General features: G+C 66.9%; 18 protein-coding genes and 1 tRNA gene. 8 read left to right on the plus strand and 11 right to left on the minus strand.

Annotation, left to right across the window (positions count from 1 at the left end):
- Positions 1–226 precede the first annotated feature (226 nt).
- Positions 227–2,566 (minus strand): DEAD/DEAH box helicase, encoded by a 2,340-nt coding sequence (locus C1A30_RS28485; RefSeq protein WP_101951598.1) that lies wholly within the window; start codon positions 2,564–2,566, stop codon positions 227–229.
- Between the two features lie 277 nt (positions 2,567–2,843).
- Between C1A30_RS28485 and C1A30_RS28490 the strand changes: the two genes are divergently transcribed.
- The 3 genes from C1A30_RS28490 to topA all read left to right on the plus strand — a co-directional run bounded on the left by C1A30_RS28490 (position 2,844) and on the right by topA (position 6,721).
- The gene (locus C1A30_RS28490) at positions 2,844–3,047 is read left to right on the plus strand and encodes a cold-shock protein (RefSeq protein ID WP_006243848.1); all 204 of its coding nucleotides are present in this window, start codon (positions 2,844–2,846) and stop codon (positions 3,045–3,047) included.
- Between the two features lie 123 nt (positions 3,048–3,170).
- Entirely contained in the window at positions 3,171–3,761 is a 591-nt protein-coding gene (locus tag C1A30_RS28495) for a hypothetical protein (protein ID WP_101951599.1), read from the plus strand.
- Positions 3,762–3,898: 137 nt separating this feature from the next.
- Positions 3,899–6,721, plus strand: a complete 2,823-nt coding sequence (gene topA / locus C1A30_RS28500) for a type I DNA topoisomerase (protein ID WP_101951600.1) — start codon at positions 3,899–3,901, stop codon at positions 6,719–6,721.
- On the opposite strand, the gene C1A30_RS28505 is transcribed toward topA, so the two are convergent.
- Positions 6,718–8,322, minus strand: coding sequence for an adenylate/guanylate cyclase domain-containing protein (locus C1A30_RS28505; protein ID WP_101951601.1), 1,605 nt, complete (start codon positions 8,320–8,322; stop codon positions 6,718–6,720). The genes topA and C1A30_RS28505 overlap by 4 nt on opposite strands.
- Positions 8,323–8,403: 81 nt before the next feature.
- Here C1A30_RS28505 and C1A30_RS28510 point away from each other — a divergent pair, with 81 nt between their 5' ends.
- Both C1A30_RS28510 and C1A30_RS28515 read left to right on the plus strand, forming a co-directional pair.
- On the plus strand, positions 8,404–9,612 hold the full coding sequence (locus C1A30_RS28510; protein ID WP_101951602.1) for a DNA polymerase III subunit delta': 1,209 nt from the start codon (positions 8,404–8,406) through the stop codon (positions 9,610–9,612).
- 56 nt (positions 9,613–9,668) lie between these two features.
- Positions 9,669–9,741, plus strand: a tRNA-Thr gene (locus C1A30_RS28515).
- Here C1A30_RS28515 and C1A30_RS28520 read toward each other — a convergent pair.
- The 4 genes from C1A30_RS28520 to C1A30_RS36245 form a co-directional block, all read right to left on the minus strand.
- Complete coding sequence (locus C1A30_RS28520; RefSeq protein ID WP_101951603.1) at positions 9,732–10,100, minus strand: carboxymuconolactone decarboxylase family protein; 369 nt, start codon at positions 10,098–10,100, stop codon at positions 9,732–9,734. The genes C1A30_RS28515 and C1A30_RS28520 overlap by 10 nt on opposite strands.
- 20 nt (positions 10,101–10,120) lie before the next feature.
- Positions 10,121–10,807, minus strand: coding sequence for a hypothetical protein (locus C1A30_RS28525; RefSeq protein ID WP_101951604.1), 687 nt, complete (start codon positions 10,805–10,807; stop codon positions 10,121–10,123).
- Positions 10,808–10,995: 188 nt separating this feature from the next.
- Positions 10,996–13,341 (minus strand): EspA/EspE family type VII secretion system effector, encoded by a 2,346-nt coding sequence (locus tag C1A30_RS28530; protein ID WP_101951605.1) that lies wholly within the window; start codon positions 13,339–13,341, stop codon positions 10,996–10,998.
- Between the two features lie 24 nt (positions 13,342–13,365).
- Positions 13,366–15,129: a hypothetical protein gene (locus C1A30_RS36245; protein ID WP_101951606.1), complete on the minus strand. Its 1,764-nt coding sequence runs from the start codon at positions 15,127–15,129 to the stop codon at positions 13,366–13,368.
- Positions 15,130–15,173: 44 nt separating this feature from the next.
- Here C1A30_RS36245 and C1A30_RS28540 point away from each other — a divergent pair, with 44 nt between their 5' ends.
- The 3 genes from C1A30_RS28540 to C1A30_RS28550 are packed head-to-tail and all read left to right on the plus strand — an operon-like array spanning position 15,174 to position 18,518.
- Positions 15,174–16,118: an NAD-dependent epimerase/dehydratase family protein gene (locus C1A30_RS28540; RefSeq protein ID WP_101951607.1), complete on the plus strand. Its 945-nt coding sequence runs from the start codon at positions 15,174–15,176 to the stop codon at positions 16,116–16,118.
- 29 nt (positions 16,119–16,147) lie between these two features.
- Positions 16,148–17,929 carry an amidohydrolase family protein gene (locus C1A30_RS28545; RefSeq protein ID WP_101951608.1) on the plus strand — a complete coding sequence of 594 codons (1,782 nt, stop codon included), beginning with the start codon at positions 16,148–16,150 and terminating at the stop codon, positions 17,927–17,929.
- 1 nt (position 17,930) lies between these two features.
- Entirely contained in the window at positions 17,931–18,518 is a 588-nt protein-coding gene (locus tag C1A30_RS28550; RefSeq protein WP_101951609.1) for a TetR/AcrR family transcriptional regulator, read from the plus strand.
- Here C1A30_RS28550 and C1A30_RS28555 read toward each other — a convergent pair.
- From C1A30_RS28555 to C1A30_RS28575, 5 genes are read right to left on the minus strand one after another with little or no spacing between them, the layout of a single operon-like run.
- On the minus strand, positions 18,515–18,856 hold the full coding sequence (locus C1A30_RS28555; protein ID WP_101951610.1) for a DUF2304 domain-containing protein: 342 nt from the start codon (positions 18,854–18,856) through the stop codon (positions 18,515–18,517). The two genes, C1A30_RS28550 and C1A30_RS28555, sit on opposite strands and share 4 nt — an antisense overlap.
- Positions 18,853–19,563: a glycosyltransferase family 2 protein gene (locus tag C1A30_RS28560; RefSeq protein WP_200828555.1), complete on the minus strand. Its 711-nt coding sequence runs from the start codon at positions 19,561–19,563 to the stop codon at positions 18,853–18,855. Before C1A30_RS28560 ends, C1A30_RS28555 begins: the two co-directional genes overlap by 4 nt.
- Before the next feature lie 6 nt (positions 19,564–19,569).
- Positions 19,570–20,805 (minus strand): hypothetical protein, encoded by a 1,236-nt coding sequence (locus tag C1A30_RS28565; RefSeq protein ID WP_101951612.1) that lies wholly within the window; start codon positions 20,803–20,805, stop codon positions 19,570–19,572.
- A complete protein-coding gene (locus tag C1A30_RS28570) occupies positions 20,802–22,148 on the minus strand; it encodes a M1 family metallopeptidase (protein ID WP_101951613.1) in 1,347 nt (448 codons plus the stop codon). The genes C1A30_RS28565 and C1A30_RS28570 overlap by 4 nt, the downstream gene beginning before the upstream one ends.
- Positions 22,145–26,077, minus strand: a complete 3,933-nt coding sequence (locus C1A30_RS28575) for a Pls/PosA family non-ribosomal peptide synthetase (RefSeq protein ID WP_101951614.1) — start codon at positions 26,075–26,077, stop codon at positions 22,145–22,147. The genes C1A30_RS28570 and C1A30_RS28575 overlap by 4 nt, the downstream gene beginning before the upstream one ends.
- Positions 26,078–26,079 lie beyond the last annotated feature (2 nt).

Consider the following 26,079-nt stretch of genomic DNA (forward strand, 5'->3'; position numbering starts at 1 on the left):
ACCGCTGGGCCATCGGGGGCCCGGCGGGCGAGGCGGGCTACGGAATCCGCAAGGCCGTCCAGCTGAAAGGGCGTGACCGGGCGGTGGGCGCTCGTCAAAATGTTGCAGCTAGCCTCGCTCACGAGGTAGTTTGCGTCTGCGTCCTACTTCGGGGCCTGGGAACGGATCGAGTTGTCGGGCCATCGGCCCGTGGGGGCGACCGTCGAGGGGTGGGTCGCCCCCATGCTCATAGCCGGGGTCGGTGCAGTTCGTCGAGCACCAGGCGCAGGACCCGCACTGCGCCCGCCTTGTCGAGCGGGTCGTTGCCGTTGCCACACTTCGGCGACTGAACACACGATGGGCAGCCCAACGGGCATTCACATGCCTCGATTGCCGCCGCCGTCGCCGCCCACCACGTGTCGATCTTGCGGAACCCGCGGTCGGCGAAGCCCGCGCCACCCGGATAGCCGTCATAGACGAAGATCGTCGGAAGCTCTCCCACCGGACCCACCGCCGTCGACAATCCGCCGATGTCGCCGCGATCGCAGCTGGCGACCAACGGCAGCAGGCCGATCGCCGCGTGTTCAGCGGCGTGCAGCGCCCCCGGGACTTGCAGCAACTCGATCCCATTGTGCTGCAACGCCTCCGGGGTGATGGTGCACATCACCGCCATGGTGTCCAGGGTGCGGGTGGGCATGTCGAGTTCGACGAAGTCGATCACCTCACCGTCCAGGCGACGGCGCAGATAGCCGATGACGGTATTGGTCACCGATACCGGCACGACGCCAACTGTCACCGGGCCGTACGTATTTCGCTCACCCGGTCCGGTGACGACGATGTCGGTGAGTTCGCGCGCGAACGTCGTGTAGCCGGGGTCCTCGGCGTGGACGAACGCCACCCCGTCCTCGAAATCCAGGGAGTCGACGACATAACTCTCACCCTGATGCAAATACACCGCACCGGGATGGACCGAGGCAGGCGCCTGGCCGACGCCGGCACTGCCGAGCAGTCGGCCGGTGTCGGCCTCCAGGATCGCGATCTGGCCGCCCGACGAACCGCGGATGTCCACCGCGGGATGCGGATCGATGCCCGGCGCGGGGAAGTAGCCGCTGGGCCTGCGACGCAGCAGACCGTCGTCGACGAGTGTCTCCGCCACTGCCTCGGCGTTCCACATGCGCACTTCGGCCTCGGTCAGCGGCAGTTCAGCTGCGGCGCAAAGCAGTTGTGGGCCAAGCACATACGGGTTACCCGGATCGATGACCACACGCTCGATCGGCTTGTCCAGCAGCGCAGCGGGGTGATGGACGAGATAGGTGTCGAGCGGGTCGTCGCGGGCGATCAGCACGATCAACGCGCTCTGTCCGCGCCGTCCGGAGCGGCCGGCCTGCTGCCAGAACGATGCGACCGTACCGGGAAAGCCCGCCAGCACCACCGCATCCAGACCGGCGATGTCCACGCCCAATTCCAGGGCATTCGTGGTGGCCATGCCCCGCAATTCCCCGTCGGCCAGTTTGCGTTCCAGCACGCGGCGGTCCTCGGCCAGATAGCCGGCGCGGTAGGACGCCACCCGGTCGGCGAGGTCGGGAGCGACGTCCTCGAGTCGGGCGCGCGCACCCAATGCGGTCAACTCCGCGCCACGCCGCGAACGCACGAACGTCAACGTCCTTGCGCCCTCGGCGATTAGATCGGCCATCACCCGCGCGGCCTCGGCGCCGGCCGAACGTCGCACCGGCGCGCCGTTCTCACCGAAGATGTCCTCGCGCAACGCGGGCTCCCACAGCGCGACCGTGCGTGCGCCGTGCGGCGAACCGTCGTCGGTGACCTCCGCGACGGCCTGCCCGATGAGCTCCGACGCGGTGGCCGCGGGCTGCGATGTGGTGGCGCTGGCGAAGATCACCGTCGGCATCGAGGAGGTGGCCGAATACCGCGTGCACAGCCGCAGCAGGCGCCGCAGCACCATCGCCACGTTGGAACCGAAAATACCGCGGTAGTAATGACATTCGTCGACGACTATGAATTGGAGGTTGCGCAGGAACACCGCCCACCGCGCGTGGTTGCGGAGCAGCGACAAATGGATCATGTCCGGGTTGGAGAAAATCCACCGCGACCGTTCGCGGGCGAAACGCCGCACCTCGCTGGGACTGTCGCCGTCATACGAACTCGGTGCGACATCCGCTAATCCCGGGACGGCTTCGGTGAGTGCCACCGCCGTCCGTAATTGGTCGTGGCCGAGCGCTTTCGTCGGCGACAGATAAAGCGCCCGCGCGCGCGAGTTTTCTTTCAGCGCCGTCAATATCGGCAATTGGTAGGCCAACGATTTACCCGACGCGGTGCCGGTGCTGAGCACGACATGCCGTCCGTCGCGCGCAAAATTCGCCGCGGCGAGTTGATGCGACCAGAGCGTCTCGATACCCCGATCAACGAACGCCCGCACGACATCTGGGTCGGCCCACTGCGGCCACGCCCGGGGTTGTCCCCGACGTGCCGGCAGGTCTGCGACGTGCCGTAACGGTTGTTCATCGGGAGCCGTGCCCTCGATCGCACAGGCGAGCAGAGCGCGCCCGAAATCCGAGCTCGGATTTGACACAGACCGCCTCCCGAAACACCTACGTAAGTGAATTGTTCCCCACTCGATCCCGCCGAGACTGTCGCACCAGCTCGGAACATGATTGACTTAGCGCGGTCGCAGCTTCTGTGTTCGTGTATTAGCACTCGCAGGATCGACGTTGCGATCGCGGTTCCTGCGAGGAATGTAGGTCGGGTCAGTTCCGATTACTCCGCGAAGGTGAAGCGGTCGGAACGGGCCCGGTGTACCGAAACACGGTGGACCGCACCCGGAAAAAAGAAAAGGAAAGATCAAGGAAATGCCACAGGGAACTGTGAAGTGGTTCAACGCGGAGAAGGGCTTCGGCTTTATCGCCCCGGAGGACGGCTCTGCGGACGTGTTCGTTCATTACACGGAGATTCAGGGCAGCGGATTCCGCACCCTGGAGGAGAACCAGAAGGTTGAGTTCGAAGTAGGCCAAAGCCCCAAGGGGCCGCAGGCCACGGGTGTTCGGGCCGTCTGAGCAAGCGAAACTGAACAACTCCCCGCGTCATCCACTACCGGACGGCGCGGGGTGTTTTCGTTTTGGGGCCGTGCGCGGCCCGGCGACACATCTGTGCCGCACCACTGGCTTACTGTCGGTGACGTGAGCCAGCTGTCGTTCTTCTCGGCAGAGTCGGTGCCGCCCGCGGTCGCCGACCTGACCGGAATCCTCGCTGCGCCGGGCCAGGTGGTCCTGGTCGGCAGTGGCGCAGAGCGGGCAGCGCGTCTATCGGTCGTCGTCGACCAGCTGTGGCGAGCCGAGGGCCTCGCGGAGATGATCACCGAGGCCGGCCTGCAGGCAGAGATCGGGCGCACCGACGAGAACACGCCGCTCGTCCGTACCGCGGCGGACCCTCGTCTGATGGTGATCGCGCGGGACTGGACCCTCGGAGCCGTCAAGACCGTGCCGCCCTACTGGCTGCCGGGGCCCCGCGAATTGCGGGCCTGGACACTGGCAGCGGGCACCCCCGAAGCCGACCGGTACTTGCTGGGCCTGGACCCGCACGCGCCGGACACGCACGCGGCCCTGGCGTCGGCCATGATGCGGGTAGGGATAGCCCCCACATTGATCGGCACCAGGGGGACGCATCCGGCCCTGCGGATCAGTGGCCGCCGACGGCTATCGCGCCTGGTAGAGAACGTAGGGGAACCACCGGGGAGCGTCGAGGCGTTTGAACAATGGCCCCGTCTGTGACGCGCCTCGACAAGGGGGTCAGTTTGCGTCGGATGGCGCGGGGTGCGAAATTGTCAGTTGCCAGCGGGTCTGGATATGACCGAGGCGTTATATATCTTGGGCCCGTTGCAACAGGATGAAGTGGAGCGTAAACAGAGGTGGCTGAGGGGGACCGCGGAAGCGGCCGCAACGGCAGCGTGAGGCGGCTCGTCATTGTCGAGTCGCCTACCAAGGCGCGGAAAATCGCCGGTTACCTGGGCTCCAATTACATCGTCGAGTCGTCCCGCGGACACATCCGTGACCTGCCGCGAAACGCCGCCGACGTGCCCGCGAAGTACAAATCGGAGCCGTGGGCCCGGCTCGGCGTCAACGTCGAGGACAACTTCGAACCGCTCTACATCATCAGCCCGGAGAAGAAGAGCACCGTCGCGGAGCTGAAAGACCTGCTCAAGGACGTTGACGAGCTCTATCTGGCCACGGACGGCGACCGCGAGGGCGAGGCCATCGCCTGGCACCTGCTCGAGACGCTGAAGCCGAGAATCCCGGTCAAGCGGATGGTGTTCCACGAGATCACCGAACCGGCCATCCGCGCCGCCGCGGAGGATCCGCGCGACCTGGACAACGACCTGGTCGACGCGCAGGAGACCCGGCGCATCCTGGACCGGCTGTACGGCTACGAGGTCAGTCCGGTGCTGTGGAAGAAGGTCGCGCCGAAGCTGTCGGCCGGGCGCGTGCAGTCCGTGGCGACCCGGATCATCGTCTCCCGCGAGCGCGAACGGATGGCGTTTCGCAGCGCGGGCTACTGGGACGTCACCGCCGAACTCGACGCCAGCGTCTCGGACCCGCAGGCGCAGCCGCCCAGGTTCACCGCCAAGCTGAACTCCGTCGACGGCCGTCGGGTGGCCACCGGGCGCGATTTCGACTCGCTCGGCGAGCTCAAGAAGCCCGACGAGGTGCTGGTGCTCACCGAGTCCAGCGCGGGCGCGCTGGCGGCCGGCCTGCGGGGCGCGCAGCTGGCCGTGTCGTCGGTGGAGCAGAAGCCGTACACCCGCCGGCCGTACGCGCCGTTCATGACCTCGACGCTGCAGCAGGAGGCGGGCCGCAAGCTGCGGTTCAGCTCGGAGCGCACGATGAGCATCGCGCAGCGGCTCTACGAGAACGGCTACATCACTTATATGCGTACCGACTCGACCACGCTGTCGGAGTCGGCGATCAACGCCGCACGCAACCAGGCGCGCCAGCTGTACGGCGAGGAGTACGTGCATCCGACCCCGCGCCAATACACCCGCAAGGTGAAGAACGCGCAAGAAGCCCACGAGGCGATCCGGCCCGCGGGCGACGTGTTCTCCACGCCGGGTCAGCTGCACAGCCAGCTCGACAACGACGAGTTCCGGCTCTACGAACTGATTTGGCAGCGCACGGTCGCCTCGCAGATGGCCGATGCGCGCGGCACGACGCTGTCGCTGCGGATCTCCGGTCAGTCCTCCGATGGCCAACAGGTGGTGTTCAGCGCGAGTGGCCGCACCATCACGTTCGCGGGCTTCCTCAAGGCGTACGTCGAGAGCATCGACGATCAGGCAGGCGGCGAGGCCGACGACGCCGAGAGCCGGCTGCCGAACCTGCACCAGGGCCAGCGCGTCGACGCCAAGGAACTGACGGCCGACGGGCACACGACCTCGCCGCCCGCCCGCTACACCGAGGCGTCGCTGATCAAGGCGCTGGAAGACCTCGGCATCGGGCGACCGTCGACGTATTCGTCGATCATCAAGACCATCCAGGACCGCGGTTACGTCCACAAGAAGGGCAGCGCGCTGGTGCCGTCGTGGGTGGCGTTCGCGGTGATCGGGCTGCTGGAGCAGCACTTCAGCCGGCTCGTCGACTACGGCTTCACCGCCGCCATGGAGGACGAACTCGACGAGATCGCCGCGGGTAACGAGCGACGGACCAACTGGCTCAACAACTTCTACTTCGGCGGCGAGCACGGTGTGCAGGACTCGATCGCCAGGTCGGGCGGGCTGAAGAAGCTCGTCGGCGTGAACCTCGAAGGCATCGACGCCCGAGAAGTCAACTCCATCAAGCTTTTTGACGACGAGCAGGGTCGGCCCATTTATGTTCGGGTCGGCAAGAACGGCGCGTATCTGGAGCGCATGGTCGCCGGTGAGGACGGCGAGCTCAAGCCGCAGCGGGCGAATCTGAAAGACGAGCTCACCCCCGACGAGTTGACGCTGGAGCTGGCCGAAAAGCTTTTCGCCACACCGCAAGAGGGTCGTTCGCTGGGGATCGACCCGGCCACGGGCCACGAGGTCGTCGCGAAGGATGGCCGGTACGGCCCGTATGTCACCGAGGTGCTGCCGGAGCCGGACGAACCGGACGACGGCGCAGGTTCGACCGCGAAGAAGGGCAAGAAGCCGACCGGCCCCAAGCCGCGTACCGGTTCGTTGCTGCGGTCGATGGATCTGGAGACGGTGACGCTCGACGATGCGTTGCGGCTGCTGTCGCTGCCGCGGGTGGTCGGCGTCGATCCGAACACCGGAGAAGAGATCACCGCGCAGAACGGTCGCTACGGCCCATATCTCAAGCGCGGCACCGACTCTCGCTCACTGGCGACCGAGGAGCAGATGTTCGACATCACGCTCGACGAGGCGCTGAAGATCTACGCGGAACCGAAACGCCGTGGCGGACAACGGGCTGCAGCGCCGCCGCTGCGTGAGCTCGGCAGTGATCCGGCGACGGGCAAGCCGATGGTGATCAAGGACGGGCGATTCGGGCCGTATGTCACCGACGGCGAGACGAACGCGAGCCTTCGCAAGGGCGACGACGTGCTGTCGATCACCGACGAGCGCGCCGCCGAACTGCTGGCCGACCGCCGCGCACGGGGCCCGGTCAAGCGGACCAAGAAGGCCGCTGCGAAGAAGAAGGCGCCAACCAAGAAGGCCGGAGCCGCGAAGTCGGCGACATCAGGCAGGGCGAAGAAGAGCTAGCGCGCGTCGCTGGAGACCTCGTCGACGTCGTCGGCTGCGTTGGGCGACACCAGGTTCAGTGGTCGGGCCAACTGCGTGGGCACGGTGCGGCCGCGAAGTTCGACGATCTCGCCGACGTCCCAGCACAGCGCCTCGGCGTCGAGCGCCCCGCTCACGGCGATGGCCGACGCGAGCACGTGGCCGGGTTCGAGCTTGGCCAACTCGGTGAGTCGGGCGGCCTCGTTCACCGGGTCGCCGATCACGGTGTACTCGAAGCGCGCCTGTGCGCCGATGTGGCCGGCGATGGCACGGCCAGCCGAGACGCCGATGCCGAATTCGGTCTCGCCGAGGACGGTGATGAGTTCGTCGTGCAGTTCGCGCGATGCGGCCAGTGCGGCGCCGCAAGCGTCGGGATGTTCGATGGGCGCGCCGAAGATGCAGAGCGCCGCGTCGCCCTGGAACTTGTTGACGAAGCCGCCGTGCCGGTTGACGGTGTCGACGACGACGCGGAAGAACTCGTTGAGCAGGTTGACCACTTCGGATGCCGGGATGGTGGACGCGAGGTGGGTGGAGCCGACCAGGTCGACGAAAAGCACGGCGGCGTCGCGCTCCTGGCCGCCGAGTTCGGTACCGCGCTCCAGGGCGCGGCGGGCCACGTCTTCACCGACGTAGCGGCCGAACAGGTCGCGCAGCCGTTGCCGCTCGGCCAGGTCGCGGACCATGTCGTTGAAGCCGGCCTGCAGCAAACCGAGCTCGCTGGCGTCGTAGATCTGCATGTGCGCGTTGTAGTTACCGCGCTGCACTTCGCCCAGCGCCCAACGCAATTGGCGCAGCGGGTCGGCGATGGACATGGCCACCAGGACGGTGCCGAACAGGCCGATCACCAATGCGGCGATGGCCAGCAGCAGGATCGGCGTGGTGAGGCGGTCGGCGGATGCGGTGAGGATCTGGAACTTGCTGGCCACCAACGCGAGCACGATGGCCAGCACCGGAACGGCGGTGGACAACACCCAGGTGAGCACCTGGCGCTGGATGACGCCCGGTGCGCGGAAGTTCTCCGGCACCCCGCCGCGTAGGGCCGCCACGGCAACGGGCCGCAGCACGCGTTCGGACTGTAGGTAGCCGATGATCGCCGTCGCGGTGGCGCCGAGGCCGGTGGCGACGGCGACGACCGGCGCCGACTTGCTGGCCACCGGCCAGCTGGCGACGATGAAGACGATCGAGCCCAGGCACCAGTTGGTGACGCTGATGACGGTCCGGTAGAAGGGCATCTTCAGCGCGCGGGCCCGTGCCAGTTCGGTGCTGGTGGGGTCGGAGTCGCCGAGCAGGGTGTCGCGGCGTTGCCACCGCATCACCGGGATGAGCAGCCGCAGGCTCAGGTAGGAGCCGACGGTGAACGACAAGAACAGGTAGCCCAGGAACACCGCCAGGTTGAAGGCGGGCAGGTCCTGAAGTTGGATCCGGTCCTCGGGCGGCAGGCCGAAGCGCAGGAAGCCGAGCACGAACAGCGCGCCGATGATGTCGCTCTGCAGCATGCCCAGGGTGAACACCGGCCACGGCGTGCGCGCCGCCCAGCGGACGAATGCGCTGATTCGCCCAATCGGGATGGCATCGGAGGTCACAGGTCAACCGTATCGGGCTGTACGGACGGAAAAGGGTGCTGTGGGACGGACGTGTCGGTTCGCAGCATTACTGTTATCTCGATGACCGGGGTGTTTTCGCGTCTGGTGGGTCAGGACGCCGTGGAAACGGAGTTGGTAGCTGCGGCGCAGGCTGCGCGCGGTGATTCAGCTCACAATCCGTCGGCCACCGGGACCATGACACACGCGTGGCTGATCACCGGGCCGCCCGGATCGGGCCGTTCGATCGCGGCGCTGTGCTTTGCGGCGGCTTTGCAGTGCACGTCCGACGGTGTGCCGGGCTGCGGTGAATGCCGCGCGTGTACGACGACGATGGCAGGCACCCACGCCGACGTGCGGCGGATCATCCCCGAGGGCCTGTCGATCGGCGTCGACGAGATGCGCAACATCGTGCAGATCGCCTCGCGGCGGCCCGGGACGGGGCGCTGGCAAATCGTGGTGGTCGAGGATGCCGACCGGCTGACGGAGGGCGCGGCGAACGCGCTGCTGAAAGTGGTCGAGGAGCCACCGCCGTCGACGGTGTTCCTGCTGTGCGCGCCGTCGGTGGATCCTGAGGACATCGCGATCACGCTGCGCTCGCGGTGTCGGCATGTGGCGTTGGTGACGCCGCCGGTCGATGCGATCGCCCAGGTGCTGATCGACACGGATGGGTTGCCGGAGGACCAGGCGCGCTGGGCGGCCTCGGTCAGCGGCGGCCACGTCGGGCGGGCGCGCCGGTTGGCCACCGATGAGCAGGCGCGGGACCGCAGGCAGCGCGCACTGATGTTGGCCCGGGACGCGGCGACGCCGTCGCGGGCGTATGCGGCGGCCGAGGAGTTGGTGGCCACCGCCGAGGCCGAAGCGCGGGCGCTGACCGAGGGGCGCAACGAGGCGGAGACCGAGGAATTGCGCACGGCGCTGGGGGCAGGCGGCACCGGCAAGGGCACGGCGGGCACGCTGCGCGGTGCCACCGGTGCGATCAAAGACCTTGAGAAACGGCAGAAGTCGCGGCAGACGCGGGCGTCGCGGGACGCGCTGGACCGGGCGCTGATCGATCTGGCGACGTACTTCCGTGACGCGCTGCTGGTGTCGTCCGGTGCGGGCGCGGTCCAGGCGAATCATCCGGATATGGCGGATCGGATCGAGGCGATGGCCGCGCACGCGTCACCGGACAACCTGCTGCGATGCATCGAGGCGGTGCTGGAGTGCCGGGAGGCGCTGGCGGCGAATGTGAAGCCCAAGTTCGCGGTCGACGCGATGGTGGCCACGGTCGGGCAGGCGCTGCGGAACTGAGTTGGGCTGCGCCATCGGCCTGCCGTAGACTCGTCCCGCCTGGCTAGACCGGGCACGCCACCTTAGCTCAGTCGGTAGAGCGGCTCACTCGTAATGAGCAGGTCAGGAGTTCGATTCTCCTAGGTGGCTCCGTTGAGCGCCTCGCGGGCGACTGCGCGGGCAGTGCTGGCGGCGGGGAAGCCGGCGTACCCGCTGGCGTGGTAGATGACTTCGGCGATCTCCTCTTCGCTCAGTCCGTTGGTGCGGGCGATCTGGACGTGGAACTTGAGTTCGTCGGTCGCGCGCAACGCGATGAGGATGCCGAGCGTGACGAGGCTGCGGTCGCGGCGGCTCAAGCCTTCGCGGGTCCACAGACGACCGAAGATGTTGTCGATGCCGATCTCGAGTAGCTCGTCGGCGAACTTGCCGTCGCGGAGGTCGTCGTCCTGCAGCACGCCGGGGAGCAGCTCGCGGAAGACCTGAAGACCTTGTGTACGCACGTCTGTCATGCCGTCCAGACTGGCATGGCTTATTGAGCTTTGGCGGGCCATCCCGGTATCGCTTCGCCGTGAGGTGGCGGTTGGTCTTTGAAGCCGGTCATCATGGCGATGCGTTCTGCTGCGGGCGTCGGCATGGCCGCTTCACAGCGTGCCTCCAAGTCGTGTCGGAACGATTTGGGGTCGTTCTTCGGGCCCCAGAACGAGCCGTCCGCGCCCGTGATGAACCAATTGCCGAAGACGTCCTGGTCCGGCGCGGGTAGGGGGCCGATCTGTGGAACAGTCTGTGGTGCAGGAGGATTCGCACCGACTCGGGGATCGTGCTGCGTCAACTCGACTTGATTTACGAAGACGCCGCTAGATCCTCGCGCGTACGGTTGACCATCCTTATCGCTGACGACGGAAATGAATTTCCCGGGCCGGGTCTTACTCGCGACGAACTTGGCGTAATCCCCACTGCACACGATTGCGCGGTAGCCGTTCCCCACGGGGGTGAGCTCCAAGAAGTGCAGCGCCTCGAAACCGAAATATGGAACAGCATCTGCCGGGGCAGATTTACTGGGATAACCCAACGGGCGGACATTGACCAGTTGGAACAGGTAGTTCCCGACCCTCGGAAGGTTCTCGGGCGTCGCTCGGTCGAAACCCGGATATCCGTTTTCGGCGTTGAGGGTCAGTTCTGCGACGCCATAGGACTCGAGGTAGGCCCGCACGACCATTGCGGGACCAGTGGTGACGTCGATTCCTGGTTCTGCCGTCCAGTGGAAGCGGAAATTGTTCAGTAGAGGGGGCCAATTGGGGAACAACTGATCGGGTCGAGATGAGGTCTGAGGGGTTGGCGTTTGAGCGGGCACGCCGCAACCGCCGAGGGCAACGAGAGCGGCCACCAGAATGATGCGTGTGAACCTCACTGCGGCGGCGTCGCATTCGTGATCGCACCCGAATACGCCCGCCAGTACTCGTCGGTCATTGTGTTGAGAACGTTGTCGTGGCCGACCGTTGCGAGATAGCTGGTGATGGCTCCGTAGAACTCCGGATAACGGTTGTCTCCCCCCTGCTCGGGAACATTGAACTGGCCGTTGACAAGCCGTTCTTGGAGTTGGGCACGCAAGTAAGGGTCGCCTGCGCCGTCGGCCACCAATGCGGCGGCCATGTGCATCTGGACTGGAAACATATCGCGGGCGTGGACGTTGTCGACTCCCGGCATGACTGGTTCTGAGCCGATGAAGAAGTCCTTGCCGAGGTTGGCGATTCCGCCGGCAGCGGAGCCTCCTGGAAATTCGCCGGCCAGATCCTTGCCGAGATCCCACAATTTCGAACGTAATTCGTAAGACTCGTGGGCGGCGGTCGCAGCGTCGTGCGTCGCGTCGAATCGCTCGTCATAGGAACCGAGATCCATAGCCGCCTGAAGCTTTCCGGCCGCCTTCATCGCGTAGTTGTTCTCGCCTGGTGTGCTATCGGTCACTGAGTGCGCCGCCATGTCGAACATCTTGTTCATGTGCGCTTGTGAACTCTCCATTGCGATTTGGCTGGCTGTCTTCGGGGCGTTGGAATCTACTGGCTGATCTAGGGAAGGGTGATCTGAGTTGAGAACGCTCATCAGGTGTCGGGTGTTGACTGGTTCGAGATTGCCTCCATCTGGATCGAGGGGCGCGAATCGACCATTACTGTCACCTGTGTCCATACCGACCATGTCGTCCATGTACGGCGAGAACGCCCGCGCCCAGTCGCGTGTCAGTTCGGGATTAACCTGTCCGAGCGACTGCCCTTGGGCGTCGGGAAGATTCAACAATTGGTTGGAGTGACTGCTCGTGTATTCCGCCAAGGCGTGCGCCGTAGAGGCGGCGCGCCCAGTTGAATCATGAGCCGCTGATTCGCCTACCCAATCGAAGAGACCGCCCGCCGCCAGCCCGTCATCCTGCCACTGGTGCTGCGTGAGGTTGTTCAAGAACTTCTCACCGCCCGACCCAGTCACCACGTCGTGAATCACCATGTCGTCGGAGTTGACCGCATTGAACATATTCTGCAGTGTCGGATCGACCATTTGGTGATACCAACGCGGCCGGTCGGCCATCGGATCATTTCCGGGCACAGGCCAACCGTTCGATTGCTCGAGTAACTGCCGACTCTTCTCAAACATGCCGGAATCCAATGCGCTACCGACTTGGAGGTCGCGGTTCCCACGTTGGATCACATCAGCCAGATCGTTTAACCCCGCCACCGGCGTCGAAGCTGTCTTCAACTCGGGGAGACCGATCGAACCGTCGGGATTGTGGGTCGGTTCTCCGTAACCCAACGGGGTCAACACCGGTCCGTCCAGCACCTTCTGAATGCCTTCTGGCAGTGCGTATTTCCCGCCGCTTGCCGGATTGGTGGTCGACGGCGGCTCCGTGCCAGGAAGCCCCGTCTTGATGTTCGGGTTGGACGCGAGTTGGAATACGTCGGCGACCCGGCCACCATCGGGACCGGCTTTGTCCATGACCGCTTTGATCTCCGCCGGCGTCTTGTCCCCGAACGCGCGTGAGAAGCCTTGCAGATAGGACATCTGCTCCGGCGGCAGCGTGAGGTTCCCGTTGTTGAGTGCGGCTTGTTGTTCCGGGTTCAGCGTGGTGTTCTCGACCAGCCGCTGATGTTGCTCGGGTGTGAGTTGCCCGTTCTGCAGCGCCTCGGAGTCTTCCTTGCCGACCTCGTCCGGCGACTTCTTCTCTTTGTCGTCCTCGCCCTGGCCGGTGGCGAATGCGGGGCCTTCTTTAGCGAATTTTTGGTTGCCCAGGGCTTGGTATTCGGGGTCCAGGCCGCGGATCTTGCCGCCGATGGTGTTGAGTTCGCCGTTGGAGCGCTGCACGATCTGTTGGACTTGGGCGATGCCTTTCTGCACGATGGCCAGCCGCATCTGTTCACCGGCCTGGCCCTGCGGGGTGCTGGCCGCGGCGTCGATGACCCATTTGCGCACCGATTCCAGATCGCGTCGCCCGGCGGCCACCACTTGTGCTGATTCGCCGACATGGGACGCCAACCGCTGATCGAGGCCGGCGAGCTGTTCAAAGACTCGGGCGTGTTCGGTGTTGGCCGTGCCGTAGGCGTTGGCCGCACCACCGGTCCACTTCGACCCGGGCGCCGCGGAGTCCACCGTCGACTTCAACCCGCGCAACGCTGCGCTGTTGTCGTACTGCTCACCGGTGGCCGGAGTGCCCTCACCGAAGGTCTGCCGCGCATTCGACCACGTCGACAAAAACGCGTTGAGCACACTCACCTACCCATTATCCCAACCCCCCGACTACCTCGGTGCCACAAATCCGACCGGGCCCGCCGCCACGCACACCGACAGCGCCGCCGTGTTCGCGCGCACCTTGACCACGTCACCCGCCCCCGGCAGCCGGACGAACACCCGATTCAGTCCCGGATGCACCGGCACCTTCGTCTCGGTCCCCTCCGACAACGCCATCGTCAGCGACCCGTCACTGTTGGCCAGGTAGTTGATCTCCGCCGTCCAGTCCGCAGGCAGCAGCGGACCGTCAAGTTTCATCGTCACCGGAAAGTCCGGTTGCACCAGATACCCGCAATTCGGCGCCGGTCCCGGCACGATCGAGCGCACCCACGTGACTTTCGCCGGGACGACGTGCCCGCTCGCATCCAGCATCCGCAAATCCGTTGTCGCGCCCGCAAATTCCGGCCGGTTCGACAACAGCGCGAACATGTGACTCGCCAAGTTCTCCGGATACGCCACCCGCTGCAACACCAACGGGTCGACTTCCTGGTCGAGCATCGGCGCACTGGACTGTTCGTGCGCCGCCGCCAACCCGGCCTGCGCGTTCCGCAGGTACGGCTGCGCCGGATTGTCCCGCCAACTGGTCAGGAACGTCGCCGTCGAATACAAGCTGCTACCCACGAAAAGCACTGTGGCCATGGCGACTACCACCGTCCTGCCCCGCGACGCATCCAGCCGCGTCGACCAGTCCCGATTCGGCGCGCACAGCCCCACCGCCAACAGCAGCGCCAGCACCACCGCCAGGTCGGGCAGATACCGCAACGTCTGCGCCAATTCGAGCGCGGTGAACCGCGACGAGCGCATCAGGTAAATCGGAACCTGGCACGCGACCGCATAGCCGACCGCCACCAGCCACACCGCACCGATCCGCCGCTTGCGCGCCACCGACACCACCACCGCCACCGCCAGCGCCACCCAGCCCAGCACCATCACCGCAACACCCGGCGTCGCCCACGGCGACGCTGGCGCCCACCGCTGCCAATCCCACGGGCCGCCAACCAAACCCGGCACGATCCCGTGAGTCACCGAGCGGCGCAACAGGTCCCACGTCATCGCGACGTCGCCGCTCCACCGCTTCTGATCCACCACCAGCAGGTAGACACCGATCCACGCCACGGTCACCGCCAACGCCGAGGCCCACAGCCGCAGGCCGCGCCGCCACACGTCGCGCACCGAATACGTCGACGTGACGTGGAAGTACAGCGCCGCAATCGCGAAGGCCACGAACGGAATCACCGCCGCCTTCTCGAAGAACAACAACCCGCCGAAGTAGACCAGCAGTCCCGTCACCGCATACCGCCGGCTACCGGTACGCACCAGTTGCACCGCGTCCGCGCACACCCACGCCAGCGCGGCCAGCATCGGCAGCGAGTTCAACCCCGCCGCCCACCAGGCGAACGCGGGCACCGACAGCGGGGTGAACAACGCGAACGTCAACGGCAGCAACAGCACGGGCCGCCAACCGAGGATCACATGCAGCGCCCGCAGCAATGCCAGCGAGGCCAGCAGCTGCAACACCACCAGGCTGATGGCCGGCCCGATCCAGTTCAGCGGCGCCAGCCGGGTGATGCCGCCGGCCACCAGGAAAGCGCCCGGCATGACATGCCCGTCGTGGTCGTCGAACAGATACCCCGGCGACAGCAGACCCTGCGTGCCCGCCCGGCCGACCAGGATCAGGTCGTCCCAGTAGAAGTAGCCCTGGAAGGCCAACACCGCCCGGACGACGAACTGCACCGCGATCAGCACGGCGGCGGTACGGGCGACCCAGTTCATCGCTCGTCGAGAGTACGGACAGCGGTCCTCGGTATGGTGAGCCGATGCGCACACTGGTCACGGGAGCGGCAGGTTTCATCGGATCGACGCTGGTAGACCGCCTTCTCGCGGATGGGCACAGCGTCGTCGGTGTCGACGATCTCAGCTCGGGCCGCAGCGAGAACATCGTCTTGGCCGAGCGGCACGACGGGTTCGAGTTCGCCAAGGCCGATATCACCAGCGCCGACCTGATCGGGTTGCTCGCCGAGACCAAACCCGAGGTGGTCTTTCACCTGGCCGCCCAGATCGATGTGCGTCGTTCGGTGACCGACCCCCAGTTCGACTCGACGGTCAACGTGGTCGGCACCGTGCGCCTGGCCGAGGCCGCCCGGCAGGCCGGCGTCCGCAAGATCGTGCACACGTCGTCCGGCGGCTCGATCTACGGCACGCCGACGACCTTCCCGACGCCGGAGACCATCCCGACCGACCCCGCATCGCCGTACGCCGCGGGCAAGGTGGCCGGCGAGGTGTACCTGAACATGTTCCGCAACCTCTACGGCCTGGAGTGCTCGCACATCGCGCCGGGCAATGTGTACGGCCCGCGCCAGGACCCGCACGGCGAGGCCGGGGTGGTCGCCATCTTCTCTCGGGCTCTGCTGGCGGGCCGACCGACCAAAATCTTCGGCGACGGCACCGACACCCGCGACTACGTGTTCGTCGACGACGTGGTCGACGCGTTCGTCAAGGCCTCCGGCGAGGCCGGCGGCGGGCAGCGGTTCAACGTCGGCACGGGTGTGGAAACGTCGGTGCGGCAACTGCATTCGTTGGTCGCCGCGGCCGCGGGTGCACCCGACGAGCCGGAGTTTCACCCTCCGCGACTGGGCGAACTCAAGCGGTCCAGCCTGGACATCAGTCGCGCGAAGCAGGTGTTGGGGTGGGCCCCGCAGGTCGCCATCGCCGAGGGCGTCGCCAAGACCGTCGAGTACTTCCGATCCGAAGAAAGATTGTAAGCGCTCACTTTCTATCGTAGGGTGGCGTCATGTCCTACGACGTCATCGTGCGCAACGGCCTGTGGTTCGACGGCACCGGAAGCGCACCCCAGGTCCGCACGCTGGGCATTCGCGACGGAATCGTCGCGGTGGTATCGCGTGAACCGCTCGACGAAACCGGCTGTCCGGAGGTGATCGACGCGTCCGGCAAGTGGGTCGTGCCCGGCTTCATCGACGTACACACCCATTACGACGCCGAAGTGCTGCTCGATCCCGGACTGCGCGAGTCGGTCCGGCACGGCGTCACCACGGTGCTGCTGGGCAACTGCTCGCTGTCGACCGTCTACGCCGACAACGACGACGCCGCCGATCTGTTCAGCCGGGTCGAGGCGGTGCCGCGGCAGTACGTGCACGGCGCGCTGGAAGCGAAGAAGACATGGTCCACGCCCGCCGAATACGTTCGGGCGCTCGACGACTTGCCGCTCGGCCCGAACATCGGCTCGATGCTCGGGCATTCGGATCTGCGTACCAGTGTGCTTGGACTCGACCGCGCGACCACCGAGGGCGTGACGCCGACCAAGGCCGAACTGGACAGAATGACCAAACTGCTCGAGGAGGCCCTCGACGCCGGCCTGCTCGGCATGTCCGGTATGGACGCGCCCATCGACAAACTCGACGGGGACCGGTTCCGGTCCCGCGCGCTGCCCTCGACGTTCGCCACCTGGCGGGAACGGCGCAAGCTGATCTCGGTGTTGCGCAGGCGCCGTCGCATCCTGCAGAGCGCGCCGAACACGAAGAGCCCGCTGTCCGCGCTGATGTTCTTCTTGACCAGCAGCCGGATGTTCGGTCGTCGCCCCGGTGTCCGGATGAGTCTGCTGGTGTCCGCCGACGCTAAATCCGCCACCGGCGCGGTGCACGTATTGGGGCCCGGCACAAGGCTTCTCAACAAGGTCCTTGGCTCGTTCGTCCGGTTCCAACACCTTCCGGTGCCATTCGAGCTGTACTCCGACGGCATCGACCTGCCCGTTTTCGAGGAGTTCGGGGCGGGCACCGCGGCGCTGCACCTGCGCGATCAGATCGAACGCAACGAACTCCTCGCCGACCCCGAGTATCGACGCAGGTTCCGCGCGAGCTTCGACCGTCGCAAGCTCGGGCCGACCCTGTGGCACCGCGACTTCCACGACGCCACCATCGTGGAGTGCCCCGACGCGACGCTGATCGGCAAGAGCTTCGGCCAGATCGCCGACGAGCGCGGCCTGCACCCGTTGGACGCGTTTCTCGACGTTTTGGTCGAGAACGGCGAGCGCAACGTGCGGTGGACGACGATCGTGGCCAACCACCGTCCGAAGTACCTCGATAGGCTCGCCGCGGAACCCTCTGTGCACATGGGCTTTTCGGATGCGGGAGCGCACCTGCGCAATATGGCGTTCTACAACTTCGGAGTCCGGCTGCTCAGGCGCGTTCGCGACGCCCAGCGCGCCGGACGCCCCTTCCTGACCACCGAGCGCGCGGTGTATCGGCTCACCTCGGAGGTGGCCGACTGGTTCGGCTTGGACGCGGGCACGCTACGCAAGGGTGACCGGGCCGATTTCGTCGTTATCGATCCCGAAGGGCTGAACGAATCCGTCGACAGCTATCACGAGGCGACCGTGCCGTTCTACGGCGGCTTGAGTCGCATGGTCAACCGCAACGACGCGGCGGTGATCGCGACGGCCGTCAACGGCACCGTTGTGTTCCGCGACGGCCAGTTCTGTGCGGGCTACGGCACCACGGTCAAGTCCGGCCGGTTCCTGCCCGCAGACACCGGGCAGCTGCTGAAAACGCCTATCTGACATGGCAAGGACGCAGCAGCAGCGCCGCGCGGAAACCGTCGCCCGACTGCTCGACGCCAGCATCGACACCATCATCGACGTCGGCTACGCGCGGGCGTCGGCGGCGGTGATCGCCAAGCGTGCCAACGTGTCCGACGGTGCGCTGTTCCGCCACTTCCCGACCATGGGCGACTTCATGGCCGCCACCGCCCGCGAGGTGATGCGACGTCAACTCGATCTCGTCACCAAGCGAGTAGCCGAAATCCCGGCTGCCGAGGCGGCGCTGGAAGCGGCGGTGCGAATCCAGTGGGAGACCACCACCAACGCGACGAACACCGTGATGTTCGAACTGATGGTGGCCGCCCGCACGGACGGGAAGCTGAAAGCGACGTTGCAGACGGTGCTCGCCGAGTACGCCGAGAACATCTACGCGACCGCGCGCGCCTTCCCCGGCGCCGAGAAGTTCGACGAGGACACGTTCGCGACGCTGGTGGCGATCATCACCAACGCATTCAACGGCGCCGCGATCGTCAGACCGGTGCTGCCGCAACCCGACAGTGAGGAAAAGCAGATCGATCTGCTGATCGACGTGATGCGCGGGCTGGCCTAGCGCTCTTCGGGCACCCGCGCCGTCTGCAACGCGACCGCGCGCGCCAACCGCGCATACTTCAACTCGAGGTCTTTGAACCGCATGTAGGCCGACAGCGTGGTGAACACGAACGCGATGATCAACACGTACTCCATCAGGTCCGCACCGCGGTCGACGCCAAGCCAATTCGCGACGATGGTGGTGTCGTCCGGACGCAGGATCGCGTAGATGCCCGCGATCACGAACAGTACGTAACCGACCTTCACCCACGCCTTGGACCGCGCGTTGCGGCGCGAACGCAGCAGGTACACCAGCAGCGACAGCACCGACACGATCAGCAGCGCCTGGATCCAGTTCATCGCGACATCCTTCCGCGTAGCCAACCGTCGAAGATGATGTTGACACCGTTGAGCAGGGGCTGGCCCTTCGACATCGAGTATTCGGTGTAGAGAATCTCGACCGGCTCTTCGCTTACCCGCCAATGGTTTTCGTACGCCAATGCGATGAACTCGTCGGCGTGGCTCATCCCGCTCATGGTGAGGTTGAGCGCGTCGGCCACCTTCCGGTTGAACACCCGCAGACCGTTGTGTGCGTCGGTCAGGCCCAGTTTGCGGCTGCGTCTGCTCAGCGCTGCCGCCGCGCGCAGCACCACCCGCTTCAGCAGCGGGGTGTGACTGACCACGCCCGGATCGGCGAACCGGGTGCCGATCACCAGGTCGGCGTCGTCGGTGGAGAGTCTGTCGATCATCCGGATGACATCCTTGACGCGGTGCTGGCCGTCAGCGTCGAACGTGGCGAACACGGCCGCCCCTGGCTGCTGACGGGCGTACTCGACGCCGGTCTGGATGGCCGCACCCTGGCCGAGGTTGACCGGATGCCGCACCGAATGCGCGCCCGCCCGCCATGCCACGTCGCCGGTGTCGTCGCCGCTGCCGTCGTCGACGCAGACCACGTGGTCGAAAACCGAGCGAACGTCAGAGATGACGTCGCCGATAACACTCGCCTCGTTGAAGGCGGGGATGATGATCCAGACGTCGTGGTAGCGCGTGTCGATGCAGACAAAAATACAGGTTCACCCAGACGACACCCGCGCAAGCGCGGCCAGGTGCACGGCGATTCCCACCAGCGGCCCGCAGAGCAGCGCGATCACCGTGCGCGTTTCCAGCCCGACCGGCAGCAGCAGCAACAGCGCCGCCGCCACCGTCGCCGACACCCACCCCAGCGAATACGCCCGGTGCAGCGCCGCCGCGACCGCAGCGGCGCCGGTCAGCGTCAGCAGCGCGATCGCCACCGCCGCCGCCGTCAGCCAGGCCAGCAGCTCGCCGTCGGCCCGGTACTGGGAGCCGAAGCCCTCCCGCAGCAGCCAGGGCCCGAACACCCCGGCCAGCAGCACGCCAAGCACCCCGAGGCCTGCCACCACCAGCGCCGGCTGCACCAGCGCCCGCAGTCGCTCGGTGCGCTGGTCGACGAAGTGCGCGATCAGATTGCCCTGCATCGCGGTCAGCGGCACCAGCAGCGGCGCCCTGGTCAGCGTGACCGCAAGGATCACGACGCCGCCCGCCGCCCCCAGCTCACCCGAGGTGGCCTTGAGGAGCACGGGGAACCCCATCACCAGGATCGCGCTGGCGCCGGCGGCGGCGATCGAATGCGACGCTCCGCGCAGGAAGGTCATGGTGCCGCCCGGCGTGAGCAGGCGGGCCGCCGCGCGCGTCGTCGGCGACGCGAGCAGCAGCGCCAGCCACGCGACCGCACCGGCGACCGTGGCCCACAGGTATCCGACCAGCCCCCAGCCGACCAGGAACGTCGCCGCGGCCACCGCCACCCGCATGCCCGCGTCGGCGACCATCAGCGAGCCGTACTCCGTCCACCTGTTCACACCGGCCAACATGCCCAGCAGCGTGGCGTGCAGGCAGAACCCCGCCAGCCCGACGCTCAGCAGCGCGACGCTGAGCCACTGCGACTCGACGAACACGTGCGCCGACCACAGCGGTGAGGTAGCGGCGATCAGTGCGGCCGCCACCACTCCGACGATGGCCGCCACCCGCATCGGATGCGTGCGCGGGCCGGCTGCCACCTCGGTGTAGCGCGTCGAGCGCACCTCGCGGGTGGCCTCCTGCAGCAGACCGAACGCGGCGCCGGTGACCAGACCGAACGCGCCCCAGAACACCCCGAACACCGAGAAGCCGGCGGGCTCGAGATCACGCGCGGCCAGGTACAGCACCGCGTAACCGCACAGCGCCGACAGCACGGTGGCCGTCCCCACCCGCGTCACACTGGCACGCGTGATGGGGCCCGTCGCCTCCGTCACGACGGGCCTTCGAGAGCAGGCACCGGAGTGGAATACAGCCACGCATCCCACAGCGGCCGCAGCGACTCGTGCGCGTAATTGGCGGCCAGCCCGGTGAAGTCGTCGGTGACGGCGGTGCTGTGCCGGTAGCGTGTCGTCCAATCCTGCAGCAGCGCAAAGAAACTCTCGTCACCGATGCGGTGCCGCAGCACATGCAGGGTCAGCGCGCCGCGCTTGTACACCCGGTCGTCGAACATGTCCCGAGGGCCGGGGTCGGCAAGCACCAGATCGTGCGGCGAATCGGCCAGCCGCTGGTGGTAGTGATGTGCCCACTCGTCGGCGGTGCGCCCGCCGTTATGCTCGGACCACAGCCATTCCGCGTAACAGGCAAAGCCCTCGTGCAGCCAGATGTGCCGCCACCGCTTGGCGGTGACGGAGTTGCCGAACCATTGATGGGCGAGCTCGTGGGCGATCAGTCGTTCGGCGCCGCCCTCGCCGTCGCAATGGTTGGCCCCGAAGATCGAAATGCCCTGTGCCTCAAGCGGTATCTCCAGGTCGTCGTCCGTCACGACGACGGTGTATCCGCTGGCCAGCGGATACGGGCCGAACAGCTTGACGAAGAGCTTCATCATCTTCGGCTGGTCGGCGAAGTCGTTGTCGAAGTTGTCGCGCAGGCGCTCCGGCAGCACGGCGTGCATCTGGACGCCGTTCTTGGCGATGCGGTGGCGCTCGTACGCACCGATCTGCAGCGTGATCAGATACGTCGACGTGGGCTCGGCCTGCTCGTAGGTCCACGTCGTCATGCCCGCCCGCACGCGGCGCGACAGCAGGTCGCCGTTGGCCAGCGCGTAATACGGGCTCTCCGTGCTGATTTGGATGCGGAAGCTGGCCTTGGCGCTGGGATGGTCGTCACAGGGAAACCACGACGCCGCACCGTTCGGTTGGCCCGCGACCAGCACGCCTTCGGTCAACTCCTCGAATCCGACTTCGCCCCACAGCGATCGGACCGGTCGCGGGGTACCGCCGTAGCGCACGGAGATCTTCATCGCCGCCCCCGCAGGCAACGTGTCCTGCAATGCAATGTGCAGCTTGCCATGCGCCGAGCGGAAGTTGGCCGGGCGCTTGCCGTTCACCGACACCTTCGTCACCGACAGCGCATCGGAGAGGTCCAACGTGAAACTCTGCAGTGCTGCGAGCGTGACGGCGGTGATGGTCGCGCTCCCTGACAGCCGATTGATCGCGACCTTGTACTCGAGTTCGAGTTCGTACCGGGACACCCGGTAGCCGAAGTTGCCGTTGGCCGGCAGATAGGGGTCGATGACCGGGGACGCCGATTTCTTCGCCGCCTTTTTGCTCCTCGTCACGCGGCGCTGACTTCTGACTTCTTGGCCGACGGTGCTGAGCCGCCGCCGCGCTTCTTACGGAACATGTTCCAAGGTGCGATCGGGTTGCCCTGCCAGCGGGTGGACGGCGGCACCTCGTCGCCGCGCATCACCAGCGATGCCGGACCGACCGTGGCGGCCGCCCCGATCCGGGCGGCGGGTAGTGCGACGCAGTGCGTGCCCAGCGTCGAACCCTGTTCCAGTACAACGGTGTCCATCCGCATGATCCGGTCATGGAACAAATGCGTCTGCACCACGCAGCCGCGATTGACAGTCGCACCCTTCTCCAGGGTGACCAGGTCCGCCTCGGGCAGCCAATACGTTTCGCACCAGACGCCTCGGCCGATCTTGGCGCCCAATGCCCGCAGCCACAGGTTCATCACCGGGGTGCCGCTTGCGGCGCGCGCGAACCACGGCGCCGCTACGGTCTCGACGAAGGTGTCTGACACTTCGTTGCGCCACACGAACGACGACCACAGCGGATGTTCGATGGCCCGAATACGGCCGACCACAATCCATTTCGCGATCACGGCGATGCCGCCGGCCAACGCTCCCGCGGCCAGCAGCACCACGCCGCTGGCCAGCGCAGCCCACGCCCAGCCGAACTGCACCGCAAGCCATTGCACCGTGAAGAGCACGGCGACCCCGATCGCGAACGTCACGATCAGCGGGATCAGCCGGCACGTCTCCACCAGCGCACGCAGAATCTTCAGCCGCAGCGACGGATGGAAGGTGCGCAGCGCATCGGCGGCGGTGGTCTTGCGGCGCAACCGAACCGGAGGGCTGCCCAACCACGACGAGCCGGCCTTGGCCTTGTGCGGAGCCGCCGACAGCACCGCGACCAACCCGTCGTCGGGGACGCGCCGGCCTGGCTGGGTGATGCCGGAGTTGCCGAGGAACGCCCGTTTGCCGATCGTCGCCTTGGCGACGTGGATCCAGCCGCCGCCCAGTTCATAGGACGCGACCATCGTGTCGTCGGCCAGGAACGCGCCGTCCTCGACGACGGTGAATTTGGGCACCAGCAATGCGGTCGAAATCTCGGTTCCGCGGCCGACTTTCGCTCCGAGCAGCCGCAGCCATGCCGGTGTCAGCAGGCTCGCATAGATCGGGAAGAGGTAGTTGCGCGCGGCGTCCATCAGTCGCTCGGTCGCCCACAACTGCCAGCCGACACGGCTACGCACCGGGTGGTACCCCTCAGGCATCCACATCGACAGCACCCGCACCCCGACCACCGTCAATGCGGCATAGGTGGCCACCGCGGCCAGGGTGGCCACCGGTGTCCACAGCGCCGCGGGCGTGATCGCGGCGGTCAGTGAGGTGGCATCCCGCACCGCCCAACCGATCACGGCCAGCCCCACCGCCAGCGCCGCCAGCGGCAGCGCGCCCAACAGGATCGACGTCAGCCCGTAGACGGCCACCCACAACGGGGCGCGCGGCGGCCGATGGTCCGGCCACGGATGTTTGGCCTTACCGGACTTCACCGCCGGGGAGCCCTTCCAGTACTGCCCGTTCTTGACCTTGCCGATTACACCGGAACCCGGCGCGACGTCGGCGTTCTTGCCGACGACGGCACCGGGCAGCAGCGTGGTGCGCGCGCCGATGGTGGCGTCGTTGCCGATCGTGATCGGCCCGACGTGGAAGTGGTCGCCGTCGATCCAGTGCCCGGACAGGTCGACCTCGGGTTCTATCGAGGCGCGGTGCCCGAGTCTCAGCATGCCGGTGACCGGAGGCGCGGAATGCAGGTCGACACCCTTGCCGACCTTGTTGCCGAGCATGCGGGCGTAGTACACCAACCACGGTGCGCCTGCGAGGTTTTCAGCGCCGCTGGCGTCCGCCAACCGCTCCGCCAGCCAGACCCGCAGATGCAGATGACCACCGCGCCGGTAGGTGCCGGGTTGCAGACCGCCGAGCAGCATGCGCGCGCCCAACGCCGCGATCGACATCCGGCCCAGCGGTGTGATGAAGATCAGGAAACCGGCGGCGACCACCCACCAGTTCACCGGCCGCAGCCACGGCAGTGGATGTAGTTGCGCGACAACGTTGTTCAGCAGCGCCAGCCAGACCACCCACTGCAGCCCGGTGAGCGTGGCCAGCGGCAGCGACAGCAGCACCTGCGCGGCCTGGGTCAACCGCGGCGTCGGTTTCACAGTCCGCGTCTCGATCGCGGGCGGCGGGTCCAGCTCGTCGAGATAGCCGGCAAGTGACCCGAGCCGGGGATGGTCGTACAGATCGGCCACGGTCACCTGTGGATAGCGCTGCCGCATGGCCGCCACCAACTGCGCGGCGGACAGCGAACCGCCGCCGAGCGCATGGAAGTCTGCCTCGGGCCCGTCGATCGGGGCGGCGAGGACCTCCCGCCACAGGCCTGCCAGCCAGCCCATGGTGCCGCCGAGTTCGGGCTCCTGCTGGTCGGTTCCGCCAGGCGGCGGCCACGGCAGCGCGTTCCTGTCCACCTTGCCCGACGTCCGGGTGGGCAACTCGTCGACGAGCACCAGCCTGGGGACCAGCGCGGCGGGCAACGTCTCGGCCAGTGTGGCGCGCGCCTTGCCGACGTCGAACGCCGGGTCGGCGCTCGCGACGTAACCGACCAACAGCGGTGTGCCGCTGGCGGTTCGTCGCACCGCGGCCGCGCCGCCACTGACCCCCGGCAGGTTCACCAGCGCCGCGTCGACTTCACCCAGTTCGATCCGGCGCCCGCCGACCTTGACCTGATCGTCGGCCCTGCCGACGAAGTACAAGCCGTCGGCTTCCAGCCGCACCAGATCGCCGGTGCGATACGCACGAGCCCAGCCCAGCGTGGGCATCGGCGCATATTTCTCGGCGTCTTTGTCCGGGTCGAGGTAGCGGGCCAGCCCGACGCCACCGATGACGAGTTCGCCGGTCTCACCGGTGGCGACCGGCATACCCGCGTTGTCGACGACGGCCAGATTCCAGCCCCGCAGCGGAAGTCCGATGCTCACCGCGCTCCTGCCGGTGAGCAGCGAGGCGCTGGCCACCACGGTCGCCTCGGTCGGGCCGTAGGTGTTCCACACCTCGCGGCCGTCGACGGCAAGGCGCTCGGCCAGATCCGGGGGGCAGGCCTCGCCGCCGAAGATCAGCAGTCGCACCGCTTCGAGTGCCTCTGCCGGCCACAGCGCCGCCAGCGTCGGCACGGTCGATACGACGGTGATGTCGCGCGACACCAGCCACGGCCCGAGGTCCATGCCGCTGCGAACCAGCGAGCGCGGCGCGGGCACCAGACAGGCGCCGTGCCGCCAGGCCAGCCACATTTCCTCACACGAGGCGTCGAACGCCACCGAGAGGCCGGCCAGCACCCGGTCGCCCGGCCCGATTGGGTTGCCCTGCAAGAACAATTGCGCTTCCGCATCGACGAACGCCGCGGCGCTGCGGTGGGTGACGGCGACCCCCTTCGGGGTGCCGGTGGAACCGGACGTGAAGATGATCCACGCGTCGTCGCGACCGAGTGGCGCGCCCGCCCGCCATCCGCGCGACGCGCCTTGGGCGCGGATCAGGCCTTTCTCGGTGATGATGCCGACCACCCCGGCCTCGCCGAAGACCAGTTCGGCGCGCTCGTCGGGGTCGTCGGCGTCGACCGGCACGTACGCCGCCCCGGCCGCCAGTGTCGAGAGGATCGCCACGTACAGCGCGTAACTGCCCGACGGCATCCGGATGCCGATGCGGTCGCCCCTGCCGATTCCGCGTGCGGCCAGCCACGCGACGCTCTCTTCGATGTCGGAGATCAACTCGGCGTAGGTGAGCTGGACCTCGCCGTCGTCGATCGCGGGCGCGTCGGGGTAGCGTGCCGCCGTCTCGTAGAGGATGTCGATCAAGGTGCGCGGTGCCGGCGCGTGCAAAGACAACAGGTATTGCTCCGGCACCTGCGGTCGGTGCCCGTTCCCGTCCGTCGTCACGA

The organism is Mycobacterium sp. 3519A (assembly GCF_900240945.1).
Taxonomy (GTDB): domain Bacteria; phylum Actinomycetota; class Actinomycetes; order Mycobacteriales; family Mycobacteriaceae; genus Mycobacterium.

Coding starts and splice junctions, on each gene's coding strand:
- C1A30_RS28490 (WP_006243848.1), top strand. CDS start 2,844: ATGCCACAGGGAACTGTGAAGTGGTTCAACGCGGAGAAGGGCTTCGGC.
- C1A30_RS28510 (WP_101951602.1), top strand. CDS start 8,404: ATGACCGGGGTGTTTTCGCGTCTGGTGGGTCAGGACGCCGTGGAAACG.
- C1A30_RS28520 (WP_101951603.1), bottom strand. CDS start 10,100: ATGACAGACGTGCGTACACAAGGTCTTCAGGTCTTCCGCGAGCTGCTC.
- C1A30_RS28525 (WP_101951604.1), bottom strand. CDS start 10,807: ATGGTCGTGCGGGCCTACCTCGAGTCCTATGGCGTCGCAGAACTGACC.
- C1A30_RS36245 (WP_101951606.1), bottom strand. CDS start 15,129: ATGAACTGGGTCGCCCGTACCGCCGCCGTGCTGATCGCGGTGCAGTTC.
- C1A30_RS28540 (WP_101951607.1), top strand. CDS start 15,174: ATGCGCACACTGGTCACGGGAGCGGCAGGTTTCATCGGATCGACGCTG.
- C1A30_RS28545 (WP_101951608.1), top strand. CDS start 16,148: ATGTCCTACGACGTCATCGTGCGCAACGGCCTGTGGTTCGACGGCACC.
- C1A30_RS28550 (WP_101951609.1), top strand. CDS start 17,931: ATGGCAAGGACGCAGCAGCAGCGCCGCGCGGAAACCGTCGCCCGACTG.
- C1A30_RS28555 (WP_101951610.1), bottom strand. CDS start 18,856: ATGAACTGGATCCAGGCGCTGCTGATCGTGTCGGTGCTGTCGCTGCTG.